Below are 14,315 nucleotides of genomic sequence, written 5' to 3' on the forward strand. Positions count from 1 at the left end.
GGAAGGATAAACGTTGCAAAAAATTCCTCTTATTTAAATGCTGTGATGAATTCTATGTAATTTAAAAGCTTGGTTTAGTTGATAGAACATGATTTAGTTGATTTTCGCTCTTTTCTTGTTCTAATCCGATTATTAGAACAGGATTTGCTCGATTTTCGCTCTTTTCATGTTCTAATCCGATTTTTAGAACATGATTGGGTCCATTTTGGCTCTTTTCTTGTTCTAATCCGATTATTAGAACATGGTTCGGTCGATTTTGGCTCTTTTCTTGTTCTAATCGGATTATTAGAACATGGTTGGGCCGATTTTCGCTCTTTTCTTGTTCTAATCCGATTATTAGAACAGGGTTGGGCCGATTTTCGCTCTTTTCTTGTTCTAATCCGATTATTAGAACAGGATTTGCTCGATTTTCGCTCTTTTCTTGTTCTAATCCGATTATTAGAACAGGGTTGGGTCCATTTTGGCTCTTTTCTTGTTCTAATCCGATTTTTAGAACATGATTTGCTCGATTTTCGCTCTTTTCATGTTCTAATCGGATTATTAGAACATGATTGGGTCGATTTTCGCTCTTTTCATGTTCTAATCCGATTATTAGAACATGATTGGGTCGATTTTCGCTCTTTTCATGTTCTAATCCGATTATTAGAACATGATTTGCTCGATTTTCGCACTTTTCATGTTCTAATCCAATTATTAGAACATGATTTGCTCGATTTTCGCTCTTTTCTTGTTCTAATCCGATTATTAGAACAGGGTTGGGCCGATTTTCGCTCTTTTCTTGTTCTAACCGGATTATTAGAACATGATTGGGTCGATTTTCGCTCTTTTCTTGTTCTAATCCGATTATTAGAACAGGGTTGGGCCGATTTTGGCTCTTTTCTTGTTCTAATCCGATTTTTAGAACATGATTTGCTCGATTTTCGCTCTTTTCTTGTTCTAATCCGATTATTAGAACATGGTTCGGTCGATTTTGGCTCTTTTCTTGTTCTAATCCGATTATTAGAACATGATTTGCTCGATTTTGGCTCTTTTCATGTTCTAATCGGATTATTAGAACATGATTTGCTCGATTTTCGCTCTTTTCATGTTCTAATCCGATTATTAGAACATGATTTGCTCGATTTTCTTGTTCTAATCTGATTTTTAGAACATGATTTAGTTGATTTTGGCTCTTTGTTGTTCTAATCCGCCTATAAGAACCTGATTAAAAGTCATCTACAAAAAAAGCCCACGAGGTTTACTTCTCGTGGACATGGACAAGCTTATTTTTTTGACATAAAATCTGAAATTGATTCGCTTTTATCTTTATTTCTTTTCCTTCTGATTAACTGATAGACCACAAAGATTACCACGAGCAGGATACCAACGGGAAGCATATAATCGTTTAGAATCCCTTTTACGTCCTGCCAGTTTTCACCTAGTTTGACTCCAAGGTATACGTAGAAAAAAGTGATTGGTGCCATTGCTAAAAATGTGTAAAGGGAGAAAATCCAAGGGTTCATTTTTGCCATGCCGCAAGGGACGGAGATAATCGTTCTGACTCCAGGTAAGAATCGGGCACTAAAGGCGACGAATGCACCATGCTTCTCAAAAAATGCATCTGCCTTATTTAAACTCTCATGACTGATAAAAAAGTACTTCCCGTATTTCTCCAGGAAGGGACGGCCGCCGTATCTTCCTAGCCAATACAAGGTTAGCGGACCAGCTACCCCTCCTAAAGACCCGGCAAGGACAACACCCCAAAGCAGCATATCACCTTCAGATACCCAGAATCCCGCAAGCGGCAGCACGACTTCAGCCGGTATAAACTCAATGCAAAGCGCTAAGAAAATACCTAAATATGATAAATCTTTAAACCAATTGATTATTTCCATTATTAGTTGTTCCATTTTATCCCTGCCTTTTTCAACTATGCAGTTTCGCTTCTTGATCGATTTTTAGATTAAACACAGACATCTTCATATTAAAGAAAAAGACAGGAAAAGGAAAGCAGAATCTATTGTTGAGTAGCAAATACCGTTTACTTCCAGTCAAATAGCCTGACTAATTTTCTTAGGAGAAAAAAGACAAGCCTAAACGGAAGTATGATTAACTCTGGTATATAAATATATCCCAGAATGAATCCCAAGATGATCCGTTTTCTTTATTGCGTTCCTCTTTCTTTTATAAGCGCCATACCATGCACCTCGCTCAAGTAGGATAGATTCAAGAATATATACGTCTATCTCTCGTGAAAGGTTTCTAAATATTAAATTTTTCATAGATGAGCAATTGACCCCATAAAGAGAATCATTCCAGTTTCATCATCAGTAATAGCCATAAAAAATGGCCGGTTTACGTCCATATAGAATGGCTGTTCAACCAATGACATTTTTACGATTTCGACAGATGTTGCGGCTGCAGCTTCTGTACCTTTCTCATTCACTTCTATAAACGTCTTTTGCTTAATATCGCTAACCGCGAAATCTCCATCGTTTTTTATTACCTTGGACAAGTCTGCTTCAGAGGAAAAAGCTGAAGGCATTCCTAGGTTTTGCAATGCTTCGTTTAAATTCGCCTCATATTCCAACTCGAATTTTGGTAAAACAACTGTCCCTTCGCTTTCGGAGAATTCACTATTCCACTTTTCCCAATTTTTAGTTGAGAGCATCTGCTCAAATTCTCCCATGCTAGTATTCTCATTAGGAAGGAAAACCTTCATACTCATTTCGCCGTCACCATAAGGTAGAGAAACCGCTTGAAAATCATTATTTTCCATATAAGCCAGCTTTTCTTTCATTTTCATAAAAGGAACTTTTTTTGTCTCTCCATTATTTAACGTAAAGTCTCCGTCTTTTGTTTCATTTTTTTCAAATTCATATTTCCATTCACCCTTAAAATAGATAGCATTCAGTAAGATTGCCGCTAAATCAGGGTTTAATGGATCCTCAACCATTTCTTCAATTTTATTATTGGTAGCTTTCTTCACCCAATTATTAATGATGTCGGCTGATTCTATTTCTTGAATCTCCGCATTAAGGTATCCCTTGTTCGTTTCAGCAAAGTCCGTTTGGAACTCATACTTTTTATCGATCCACATTGAATTGGCAATATTCAACTCTATAAGGTCTGTTTCTTTATTCAGTTTTGCAAGTAAGGAGGCATTTGCTTCGTTCAGTTCTTTCACATCCATCTTATTTGTATGGAGCACTTGAGCGATTTCATCCTTTGTTGCGCCGTCCGCCCCATTATAAAGCATCGATAATGCCATCATCAAACTCATAGGAGAAATAAATATGTTGCCTGCTTCATCCCTATCCAGCTCGGAAATTAGATCCATCCCTAGCTGATTGTTAGCTGAAAGGATTTTTTTATAGTCCTCTTTTTCATAACTCACATTTATGGGCTCACTTCCACCGTTCTCTTTTGTTCCACATCCGCTTATCAACAAACTTAAAAATATTAACGAAAATATCCACTTTTTCAACAATCATCACCGCCTTCGTAGTAATAGACTGTTTTAATGCGAAAAAGTTACATATGCTTCCGTACGACTTGAAGAAGTGTTCGAACACGACCAAGGTAATATTTCTTTTTCATAGGATTGTGTACAAAGCTGGTGAATAAGATGGTCAACATCAAAGCCGTATCTAAACGATAAACTGCCTGTATGAGTGAACTCGTTTCTAACAAACGCTTATCTCCATACCCTCTTATAAATTCTTGCTCATCTATCTCACAAGACTCCGAAACTCGCATTAACTCCATAATTGGATCCCCAATAAAGGCGTTATCCCAATCGAAAAGCGCTTTAATTTTCCCTTTTATCCCTATCATATTTGGCGGACGCACATCAAGATGCAATAGAACTTGGCCTGTGCTTGATTGTTCAAGTATCTGCGCTATATCCTCCGATGCAGGAGTATGTATGTCCTCATTTATTAAAGTTCTTAGTATATGCATACGCGATACAAGTCTCTGTGAAATGATATCGCTTAGTCTACTATCCTTTTGATCCACGAGCTTGAAGCCCTCTAAAGGCACCCGATGAATTCTTGCAACAAGCTCTCCCATTTCAAATGAAGAAATTGGCTCTTCATCCCCGTGAATAAAATCAGAAACTAAGAAATTTATATCCTCACTCAGATATACTTGATGGATTTTTGGCACCGGGATTCCGAATTGATAGCAATGTTGAGCAATCATGGCTTCCTTCTTTAATGAAAGAACACTGCTATCTTCTCCATCCATTCTATTTTCCCTTGGTATCCAGGGTATGCGGAGAGCTACCTCTCCAAGTTCTTTCTCCTTCACACGAAAAACAGCATTAATTACACCGTTTGCAGCAAAAGAAAGGTGCTGAACCTGCCAATTCAGTTTTTCTACTAATACAGACTCAATGTCAGTTGAAAGTTGTTTTATCATTTCTGGTGTTAATTTCATCTGTTCATCCCTTTTTCTATTTTTGTCTTATGACATATTCTATGAGTTTCTTTTTCTTCCTTTATTTATCGGCAAAGGTGAGATGATTTTCTTACAATAAATTGGATTACACCCCCCATTTGTTGAATATTGCTACTTTTTCGGAAGGTTTCAATATGGCTACACTGCTGCCAATTAAATTCTTTACTATATTAACGCGATATAACATCATCTTGAAAAAACATGCGCCAAGAGCCGATTTTACAGTATTAAAAGAAGTCAAAATATGTCGATTTTTGTGCCAGACTACAAAAATAATAAAAATCTTTGTGTTTGTCTCCATAGAATTTAAAAATAATCACCCGTATGATTTTTAAAAAGTTAAAAAATTTAATGTTACTATAATAGGAGGTTTGCAATGAGCGTTCTTGCTAAACAACATCAAAATCCAGGACCACAAAAGAAGAAAATATCTGACCGTTTTCTTGATGTGATTGAGCGTGCTGGTAATAAGCTCCCTGACCCAGTCACTCTTTTTATCATTATGTCAGCTATTATTTTAGTTTTATCTTATTTTCTTTCTCTCATAGGGGTTTCTGCCAAAGACCCTGCTTCAGGAAATACGATTGAAGCAGTGAATTTATTGAATCGTGAAGGAATTGTTCAAATTTTAACGAATATGGTAGGAAACTTCACTTCCTTTGCACCACTTGGATTAGTTGTCGTTACTATGCTTGGAGTAGGTGTTGCAGAATCTACCGGCTTAGTCCAGCTTGTAATGAAAAAGTCCGTGTTAAGTGCACCAAAAAATCTCATTCTTCCTGTCATCCTGTTTACTGCGATTGTTGGCGGTGTGGCAGCTGATGCAGCATTTATCGTCTTCCCTCCAATTGCTGCGATGATCTTCATGAGTCTTGGCAGAAGCCCGCTAGTCGGACTCATAGCTACCTATGCAGCGGTTGGTGGCGGATTTAGTGCCAACATCCTTTTAAATTCACTGGATGTTTTGCTGGCAGGTATTACAGAACAAGCAGCAAGAATGGTTGACCCCGAATATATCGGCAACCCAACAATGAACTATTATTTTCTCATTGTATCAACCTTCCTATTAGTAGGGATTGCCACTTGGGTCACTGTGAAATTTGTTGAACCTCGCTTTGGAAAGTTCGAAGGAAATATTGAAAAGATTGAAGAAATTACTACAGATGAAAAACGAGGCCTTCGTTATGCAGGCATTACATTAGCCGCTTATGTCGCCATTCTGCTAATTATGGTTATTCCTGAAAATGGCTGGTTACGTGATGCAGAAACAGGCTCATTCATTAATTCTCCATTCATGTCTGGCATCGTACCTATTATGCTGTTTTTATTCTTATTGCCTGCCATCGCATTCGGAATTGGCGCTAAGAGAATCAAAAATGATAAAGACGTTGCCGACAAAATGTTTAAATCCATTGCTGACCTAGCTCCATTTATCGTGCTCGCATTTGTCGCTGCCCAGATGATAGCTTTCTTCAACTGGAGTAATATCGGTCCGATCCTCGCTATTAAAGGAGCAGAACTATTGCAAGCAATGAATTTCACTGGCTTGCCAATGCTTATTGGTTTTATTATCATTTGTGCTTTTATCAATTTATTAATAGCAAGCGCTTCGGCAAAATGGGCATTGCTCGCAACTATTTTCGTACCGATGTTTATGTACTTAGGCTACAGTCCTGCGTTTACACAAATGGCATATAGAGTAGGAGATTCGATTACAAACCCAATCACACCGATGCTTGCTTACTTTGCTATTCTGCTTTCATTTGCAAGAAAGCATGATAAATCTATCGGTATTGGTACATTGGTCTCTGCCTTACTTCCATACTCTATTTTCTTTGCAATTGGCTGGATTATCCTTTTCTCAATCTGGTATTTACTTGGAATACCAGTCGGCCCTGGAGACAATATCTTCTTATAGACTACGAGGCGCAGCGTGCGATATAAAGCCAATGGCGCCGAAGAACTGTTTTTTCAAACAAAAAATCTTTTATTGAAATGAGGCTTCAACATGGAAAATCTATTTACTCTATTAAAAGAATTCGAACCAGAAATGATTTCAATCCGTCGCTATCTTCATGAAAATCCTGAGATTTCTTACCATGAAGTAAAAACGCCAGCTTATATTGCTGAATATCATCAAAAGCTTGGTCATGAGGTTAGAACGGGTGTGGGCGGCCGCGGTGTCGTTGCCACACTGCGCGGAGGTAAGCCTGGTCAAACGGTTGCGTTACGTGCAGATTTTGATGCGCTTGCGATTCAAGAGGAAAACGATATCCCATATAAATCTAAAGTAGATGGTGCGATGCATGCTTGCGGTCATGACGGTCATACAGCTACCTTACTTGTTCTCGCAAAAGCACTGAACAAGATTCAGGATGAGATTGCTGGAACCATTGTCTTCATCCATCAGTTTGCAGAAGAAATTGCACCAGGTGGCGCGATTTCTATGATCGAAGATGGCTGCTTAGAAGGTGTTGATGTCATTTTTGGCACACATATCTGGTCAACCTTCCCTGTTGGCACAATCCAATTGAAATCTGGTCCAATTATGGCTGCTGCCGATCAATTCAATATTAAGATCCAGGGTAAAGGAGGGCACGGTTCTGAACCTCATTTAACCAAGGATGCGGTAATGATCGGTTCTCAATTTGTAGCGAGCGCTCAACAAATCGTTTCCAGAAGAGTGAATCCACTCCATCCAGCTGTCGTATCTGTCGGCCATTTTGAAGCATTGAATCCATTCAATGTAATCGCCGATACTGCTACATTGATTGGAACAGCACGTACATTTGATGAAGAAGCACGCGATTTAATCGAAAAAGAATTAGAAAATGTTTTAAAATCTTCATGCCTGCTGATGGATGCTTCATATGAATATGTATATAAGCGAGGATACCCTCCTGTTGTTAACCATGAAGCAGAAACAGCCTTTATTGCCGAAACTGCCAAGAACATAGAAGAGGTGCAGGCAGTAGTCGAATGTGATCCACTCATGGGAGGAGAGGATTTTGCTTACTACCTCCAACATGTAAAAGGAGCGTTCTTCTTTACCGGTGCAATGGATCCTGAATGGGATGTCGTATATCCGCACCACCATCCACGCTTCAACATCGATGAGCGCTCTCTTCTCATCGCAGCAAAAACATTAGGATCAGCTGCGATCAGCTTCCTGGAGAAAGAATCTGGGCAGACGCAGGAACAAAGCATCACTAACTAAGACATTCTTTTCTGAATGTAAAAATATATCCTAACGAATGACCCTCCAGCTCGCAAATGAGTGGGAGGGTCTTATTTTTGTGTGTGTTTAATTATAGGGCATCTTTTTTCTGCGACGAAGGGCATTTAAATCCCTCCCGCCATGTTTAATACGTTTTCTCCTCGAAAAATATCCCCACATTGGGTGATGATTTATTTTTCAACAGAAAATATCAAAAACATCGGTCTGCGCATTTCGGCTTTCATTTCAGGGTTACTTGCTAACATCTCTTCAGAAGGCATCGGTTCTTCTGCAGCCTTAATTCAAAAGCCCACTTTTAATAAATCATTTACATAAGTTGAAAATGTTCGATGATATTTTATGACATTTTCAGTGAGAATCTTGGTTGTTCGGAGTCCTTCGAATTGATACTGATCAACAGGCCAACGAAGTCATACACCATGTTCGTTATAGTGCCCGTCTTGTGAAGTAAACATCGGATGCTCAACAGAAAAAACAAAAGTGCCACCCTTCTTTAAACAATCATAGACTTTTTTACAGAGCTCATCGAATGAATTAATATAATGAAAAGCCAATGAACTGATGACTACATCAACTGGTCATTTTCAATTTCAATATCTTCAATCGGCATCCTCATGTATGAAATCTGTGGGCCATGTGTTTTTCCACGTGCCACTTGAAGCATTTTATCAGATATATCTACCCCAATGACCTTACCTGTTTCTTGTTCACGGGCATATCGGCAATGCCAGCCAAATCCACAACGTAAATCAAGTACATGTTTATTGTCCAACTCAGAGATTAAAGCTTTCAATACCTGCCATTCGCCCGCTCCTCCTTTTATAGAACTCGGCATTTTTTCGTTTGCCGAAAAGAAGCTTGCTCTTCATATTTATTTTGTTTCATTATTTTCCAATCTCCTTTATATAAGATAGCCTCCAAAAATGATTTAATCACTTTAGGAAGGCTAGCTATCTCCTTCTTACCATTCTCAACATCTCTTGATTCATTATAAAGCGATAGAAATTCAACTCGGTTTAGTCATTCACCCATAAGCTCCTCCTCACATACACTAACCTGTATCATTTGAGGAGGAGATTAAGTGGAAAGACAAATACAAGCTAATTATTTACCGCGTGGCTTTGGAGCACCTGGTTATGTAAATTACCCAGGAACCGGTGGGGCATATGGCGGAGGATCTGGCTGGTGGGGTCCTGGGCATGGATATTGGCCAGGTGGATCTGGACATTGGCAAGGCGGGTCTGGGCATTGGCCAGGTGGATCTGGACATTGGCAAGGCGGGTCTGGGCATTGGCCGGGTGGATCTGGACATTGGCAAGGCGGGTCTGGGCATTGGCCGGGTGGATCTGGACATTGGCAAGGCGGGTCTGGGCATTGGCCGGGTGGATCTGGACATGGACCCGGCGGACCTGGACATGGTCCTGGACCTGGTGGACCTAGACATGAATATGACTATGACTATCATTATTTCGGTTATTAATATTCAAAAGGAACAGCAGGCAAATTCGCCTGCTGTTTCTAATTTATCAACAAATGGAATAAAAGCCACGTACATCGGGCCATTTTATTTTTTTTCATGTAAAAACAAAGCGGTCTTTAAATTAGTTAAATCCTCTAAATTATCGAAGTCACAATCAAGCTTCTCCTGTAATTGTTGTAGGCGATAGTAGACTGTATTTGGATGGAGATGCATGGCCTCTGCGGTTTGTACGGTATTTTTATTAAAATCCAAATAGATTTTCAATGTATAAAGAAGGTCGTTTTTTCCTGTCCGATTGGATTGATAAAGGATGGGTCCCAGTATGTTTTCTACAAAGTGAGCTCCTTCTTCATCTGGCACATTTAATAAGTAACGTTTATATCCTAAGAAACGAAAAGTAAAGATCTTCCCTTTCTTCCCTCCATCCTTAAACTGTCCATCTGCCATCATTTTCACATCATGAAAGGAAATTGGAATATGTCGAAGAGATTGAACAGTGCGGCCAATATAGATATGAGCGTCGTTGTAAATTGATTGGAGCCTGCTTCCGAACATCTTTATTTCATCAAGCTTATCGTTCATGGATTCCTTTGTACCGAGTAAAAGGTAAATCTTATCATTATGCGGAAAAGTCATTACATAATATTTCTTACCGAAGATACGCTTTAGTAACTCTTCAAACGAAACCATTTGATTGATATCCTCAAATAAATGATGAGCACTTTTTATTGCGAGAAACACATAGTTTTTGGCAGTAATCATTCCGTACTTTTTCAATGATGCCTGTACGTCTGAGGTGAAGTTTCTATTTAAAATTTCAGTTAATAATAACTCTTTTTCTGCTTGTCTATGCTTGATTTGCTCCTGGAGTTTAATCTGCTCAATAGCAATAATAGAAGCTGCGTGCTTAAAGCCGAGTTCACCTACTGTATCAAGCGTAGCCACCTTTCCTGTGATGACAAGAAAACCGATCGTACCAAACGATGACCTGACAGAAAGCGCTTGTCCTATGAATATTTGCTCATTAAAGATACTGTGCAACTGTTGAGATCTCAGCTCTTTCATATGCCCCTTAAGCCACTTTATCAAAAGTGGAATGTTTTCTTTCGAGGGTTGATAAGAGACCTCTAATCGGCATAAAGAATCAAAATAATAGATGCTGCCTTCAACATTCGTGGCCAAGCTCTCGACAAGGGATTGCATTCCTTTGCCATTTAAGACCGCCTCATTTAATTGGTTATGAAGATGGAGAATGGTTTCTAGTTGTATGGCTCTCTGTTGTTTTTCTTGAAAAGCGCGTGCATTTACAATAGTAATAGCAATTTGGTTGCCTATCGCTTCAAGGAAACGTAAATCCTCTTTAGTGAAAAAGCCTTCATTTTTGAAGTTATCTATCGTCAGTACACCGATTTTCTGATTTTGATGTGTGAGAGGAACGGACAAACAACTTATAGGCATTAAAGCATGGACTGTAGATTTCAAATAATACTGGAGTGTTTTATTTCTCATATTAGACATCGCTTTTTCAATATTATCTACAGAATTGATCAATCGACTTTGACCATCCGCAAAAACCGAACCACTGATGCCCTCTCCTTTAAGGAGCTTATTACATAAATACATTTCTTCTTTAAAATTTACAGCTGCTTCAATCTCTAAGTACTCTTTTTCCTCATTCCACAGTATTAGAAACCCTGCATCTGCTTTTTCAATTGACTCAATTACTTCTTCAATGATTTCTTGAATAAGCTCCTTCAAGCTTTCATTTGAGGTAATATTTTTAGAAACCTGTATGAACGTATTTAGTCTGCGCTCTATATTATTATCGTTGTACAAAGGTCACACCTCAATCGCACCAGCTTTTCTTTTATTATAACTGACCAAATACGAATTATTTTATTTTCCAACCCATCATTTGCTAGATTGAATCAAAATGAAAGACGGCTTACGGTTCTCATGGATAATTCTAGGCATTTCTTTTAAGCCTTCAGTTGTTGGAAGAGGTTCAACGACTTTTTCCAAAGTAAATCCAGAACTGATTAGTGTATTGATTAACGAGGAAATCGTGCGATGATACTTAATGACTCCATCCACATACCAATGGTCTTTCCTTAGTCCTTCTTCATGATAATCGTCAACTGGCCAGTGGAGCCTTTGACCTTCTTCATTAGTTATCCAACCGTTCATTTCCTTATTTGCTGTAGTAATCGGATGCTCGGTAGTGAAAACAAACTTGCCGCCTTTTTTCAATAAGTGATAAACCGTTGCAACAAGTGCAGAATAGTCCTTTATATAATGTACAGCTAATGAACTAATGATGAGATCGAATGACTCGCTAGGCAACTGTAATTCTTCTATCGGCTGACAAAGATATTGAATGTTCTCATGACGGTTGTCCTTCTCAGCTCGCTCGATCATTTTCCCCGAAATATCCACACCCATTACTTTTTTTGCGCCATTAGCTGCACAATATTTCGATAGCCCGCCCATTCCGCAGCCAAGATCAAGAATCGTCTTTCCTTCCAGGTTTGATATTGCTTCTTTCATTGCAGGTTGTTCCAAAAAATCATTATAAGTAATACCACTATCACGTAGCTCTGTATATCCTTTAAAGAAAGTTGGATTGTCATAGATATTTTGCTTCAATTCTCTCTCCCCCTCGTGTAACTATCTTACCATTTTCAGAATCTAAAAAATAAACACTAAAATATTCCTTGATAGGAATATTCCTTTTTGTGATATATTGTGATTATGAAGTCAATATTGAGTGCACTTTCAGAACAAAATCGTTTACACATTGTTGAAATTTTACGCAACGGACCACATACAGTTGGTGAACTCGTTGAAAAAACTGGACTTCGGCAGCCTCAGGTTTCCAAGCATTTACGTGTTTTAAGTGATGCAGGAATTGTCCATGTACAACCAATAGCCAACCGCAGAGTGTACCATCTTCATCAAGAAGCCTTTAAAGAGTTAGATGATTGGCTCGATTCCTTTCGCTACCTTTGGGAAGAGAGATTCAATCAGCTGGATGATTATTTGCTCCAATTACAAAGTAAGGAAGAGAAGGATCACTAATCTAAGGAGGAAAAAAATGAAGAAATCTTTTAATGAAACCTTATCCAGAGTTGAAGGCAGAGACCTCATTATAGAACGAGTATTCAATGCACCAAGGGAGCTTGTGTTTAAAGCTTTTTCTGATTCCACTCATTTAGCTAACTGGTGGGGTCCAAAAGGGTGGACAACAACCAATTACAGAATGGAGCTTTTTCCTGAAGGAGTTTGGCATTACTGTATGCGTTCGACCGATGGACACGAGTCTTGGGGAAAATCAACTTATAAAGAGATCGTTGAACCTGAGCGAATTGTCTATATTGATGCATTCTCTGATAAGGATGAGAACACAATCGCTAATATGCCCGAGATGATGATTACTTTAAGCTTCAAAGAATATGATGGAAAAACAAATCTAATATGCCGGACACAATTTGAGTCTGAAGATGAATTGAACAAAATCATGGAAATGGGCGTAGTCGCTGGGTTAACAGAATCATGGGATTGTCTTGAAATTCATTTAGAAGCAGCAAAAGAAGACTAAAGCACCCTATCCACCATTGAGCGTTTTAAACAATGGTGGTTTTTTTAATGGCCAATAAATAAATTCTCTCTCCATATACCACAATCATATCATCCCTCAACACATCATAAGTTAAGCAAGAGGAGGGATTGAGATGAACCAGTCTTTATTTCCTGCAGGTATTAAACCTAAACATATTCAACTGCCTAAAACAGATGTATTCGAGCCGGAAGTGTATGCTTGGACCCCGCCGCAAGCACAGGCACGAATGAACAAGAAAATTAATAAAACACTTTGGAAGTTTATGCACGACCAAGGCTATGGACAGCCTGAATCGACGCTCACTGGAGGATTTGATTTAAAGAATAACCAGCAAGGGATATTGAGCCTGACTATGACGATTTACTCCTACTCAGGAGGGGCGCATGGCATTACGCTGGAAAAAGGATTGACATTTGATATCTTTAGCGGAAAATCCTATAACTTAAAAGATTTGTTCAAAGAAGGAAGCAATTATACTGAAAAGCTGAACATCCTAATCCAAGCACAGATCGCAGAACGAAACTTAAAAGACAATCTCTTAGCTCCGTACCCAGGCATATCGGCAACCCAGCCATTTTATGTAGCAGATAAAACGCTTGTAATCTATTTTGATGTGTACGAGCTGCTTCCGTATGTTTACGGCACTATCTATTTCCCCATTTCTATCTATTCATTGCAAGATACCATCAAAGAAGATGGGCCACTCGGCAAATTAATGTAAAACTGATAATAATCAAAGGGCGAAGAAAGAATCCTGACTTCGCTCTCATGCTATTTAAATAAATGATGAAGCAGCCTGTCCTTATTTTCAAAAAACTGCTTCATCATCGAGTAATGACTTGTTTCTTCAAGATTTACCTGCTCCATACCTTCCTCAGAAAGCTGCATCATTTTCGCCTCAGGATAAGCCATAATAATCGGTGAGTGGGTTGATATGATAAACTGTGAACCTAAGTGAACCAGCTCATTGATTCTCGCTAACATTGACATTTGTCTAAGTGGCGACAGTGCCGCTTCAGGTTCATCAAGAATATATAGACCATGTCCGGTAAATCTGTTCATAAAAGCGGCAAAAAAAGCTTCCCCATGAGATTGCTCATGCAACGATTTTCCACCAAATGAATCAATGATTTTCGGCGCAGTTGACAGCTCTCTATCTAGCTCCTCTATATTCGTAGCAAGATTATAATAGGTTTCAGCCCTAAAGAAAAAATGATCACTTGGCCTATCAAAGCCCTTGATAATTCGGAGATATTGGTCTAATGGACTATGTGAATCATAATTAGAGAAATTAAAGTTCAGCGTACCGCCTTCAGGGTTAAATCCTAAAGCAATAGCCACTCCTTCCAGCAAGGTTGACTTTCCCATACCATTTTCCCCAATGATATAAGTAACATTTGGATGCAAGCTAAGCTCTTCAAAATTCCTCATCACTGGAAGATGAAACGGAAACGCTTCAAAAGATGGAATTAACTCCCTTTTCAACTCGACTTTTCTAATAAACTGTGTATCTGACATTAGCTTCAATTAGCATT

13 protein-coding genes and 1 pseudogene are annotated in these 14,315 nt (G+C 38.7%); 7 read left to right on the forward strand and 7 right to left on the reverse strand.

Going from position 1 to position 14,315, the window contains the following annotated elements; translation table 11 throughout:
• Positions 1-78 precede the first annotated feature (78 nt).
• Complete coding sequence (locus tag J2S17_RS15925; RefSeq protein ID WP_307476493.1) at positions 79-1,140, forward strand: hypothetical protein; 1,062 nt, start codon at positions 79-81, stop codon at positions 1,138-1,140.
• Positions 1,141-1,262: 122 nt separating this feature from the next.
• Here the strand turns inward: J2S17_RS15925 and J2S17_RS15930 are convergent, their stop codons facing one another.
• From J2S17_RS15930 to J2S17_RS15940, 3 genes are all read right to left on the reverse strand, one after another.
• A complete protein-coding gene (locus tag J2S17_RS15930; protein WP_307476494.1) occupies positions 1,263-1,889 on the reverse strand; it encodes a DedA family protein in 627 nt (208 codons plus the stop codon).
• Positions 1,890-2,257: 368 nt separating this feature from the next.
• Positions 2,258-3,466: a serpin family protein gene (locus J2S17_RS15935; protein ID WP_307476496.1), complete on the reverse strand. Its 1,209-nt coding sequence runs from the start codon at positions 3,464-3,466 to the stop codon at positions 2,258-2,260.
• Positions 3,467-3,513: 47 nt separating this feature from the next.
• A complete protein-coding gene (locus tag J2S17_RS15940; protein ID WP_307476498.1) occupies positions 3,514-4,422 on the reverse strand; it encodes a phosphotransferase family protein in 909 nt (302 codons plus the stop codon).
• A gap of 397 nt (positions 4,423-4,819) precedes the next feature.
• Here J2S17_RS15940 and J2S17_RS15945 point away from each other — a divergent pair, with 397 nt between their 5' ends.
• Together J2S17_RS15945 and J2S17_RS15950 are read left to right on the forward strand one after the other, a co-directional pair.
• Entirely contained in the window at positions 4,820-6,361 is a 1,542-nt protein-coding gene (locus J2S17_RS15945) for an AbgT family transporter (RefSeq protein ID WP_307476499.1), read from the forward strand.
• Between the two features lie 90 nt (positions 6,362-6,451).
• Complete coding sequence (locus J2S17_RS15950; protein WP_307476501.1) at positions 6,452-7,660, forward strand: M20 family metallopeptidase; 1,209 nt, start codon at positions 6,452-6,454, stop codon at positions 7,658-7,660.
• Between the two features lie 191 nt (positions 7,661-7,851).
• Here the strand turns inward: J2S17_RS15950 and J2S17_RS15955 are convergent.
• Positions 7,852-8,566, reverse strand: a pseudogene (locus J2S17_RS15955) (class I SAM-dependent methyltransferase).
• Between the two features lie 196 nt (positions 8,567-8,762).
• On the opposite strand from J2S17_RS15955, the gene J2S17_RS15960 reads away from it, so the two are divergent.
• Positions 8,763-9,161, forward strand: coding sequence for a hypothetical protein (locus J2S17_RS15960; protein ID WP_307476503.1), 399 nt, complete (start codon positions 8,763-8,765; stop codon positions 9,159-9,161).
• 84 nt (positions 9,162-9,245) lie between these two features.
• On the opposite strand, the gene J2S17_RS15965 is transcribed toward J2S17_RS15960, so the two are convergent.
• On the reverse strand, positions 9,246-10,997 hold the full coding sequence (locus J2S17_RS15965) for a helix-turn-helix domain-containing protein (RefSeq protein WP_307476505.1): 1,752 nt from the start codon (positions 10,995-10,997) through the stop codon (positions 9,246-9,248).
• Positions 10,998-11,072: 75 nt separating this feature from the next.
• Positions 11,073-11,807: a class I SAM-dependent methyltransferase gene (locus tag J2S17_RS15970; protein WP_307476507.1), complete on the reverse strand. Its 735-nt coding sequence runs from the start codon at positions 11,805-11,807 to the stop codon at positions 11,073-11,075.
• 105 nt (positions 11,808-11,912) lie between these two features.
• Between J2S17_RS15970 and J2S17_RS15975 the strand changes: the two genes are divergently transcribed.
• The 3 genes from J2S17_RS15975 (at position 11,913) to J2S17_RS15985 (ending at position 13,501) form a co-directional block, all read left to right on the forward strand.
• Complete coding sequence (locus J2S17_RS15975; RefSeq protein WP_307476509.1) at positions 11,913-12,239, forward strand: ArsR/SmtB family transcription factor; 327 nt, start codon at positions 11,913-11,915, stop codon at positions 12,237-12,239.
• Between the two features lie 16 nt (positions 12,240-12,255).
• A complete protein-coding gene (locus tag J2S17_RS15980; protein WP_307476510.1) occupies positions 12,256-12,759 on the forward strand; it encodes an SRPBCC family protein in 504 nt (167 codons plus the stop codon).
• Positions 12,760-12,892: 133 nt separating this feature from the next.
• Positions 12,893-13,501: a DUF3298 and DUF4163 domain-containing protein gene (locus J2S17_RS15985; RefSeq protein ID WP_307476512.1), complete on the forward strand. Its 609-nt coding sequence runs from the start codon at positions 12,893-12,895 to the stop codon at positions 13,499-13,501.
• A gap of 50 nt (positions 13,502-13,551) precedes the next feature.
• Here the strand turns inward: J2S17_RS15985 and J2S17_RS15990 are convergent, their stop codons facing one another.
• Positions 13,552-14,307, reverse strand: a complete 756-nt coding sequence (locus J2S17_RS15990) for an AAA family ATPase (protein ID WP_307476514.1) — start codon at positions 14,305-14,307, stop codon at positions 13,552-13,554.
• Between the last annotated feature and the right edge of the window lie 8 nt (positions 14,308-14,315).

The organism is Cytobacillus purgationiresistens (assembly GCF_030813235.1).
Classification (GTDB): domain Bacteria; phylum Bacillota; class Bacilli; order Bacillales; family Cytobacillaceae; genus Cytobacillus; species Cytobacillus purgationiresistens.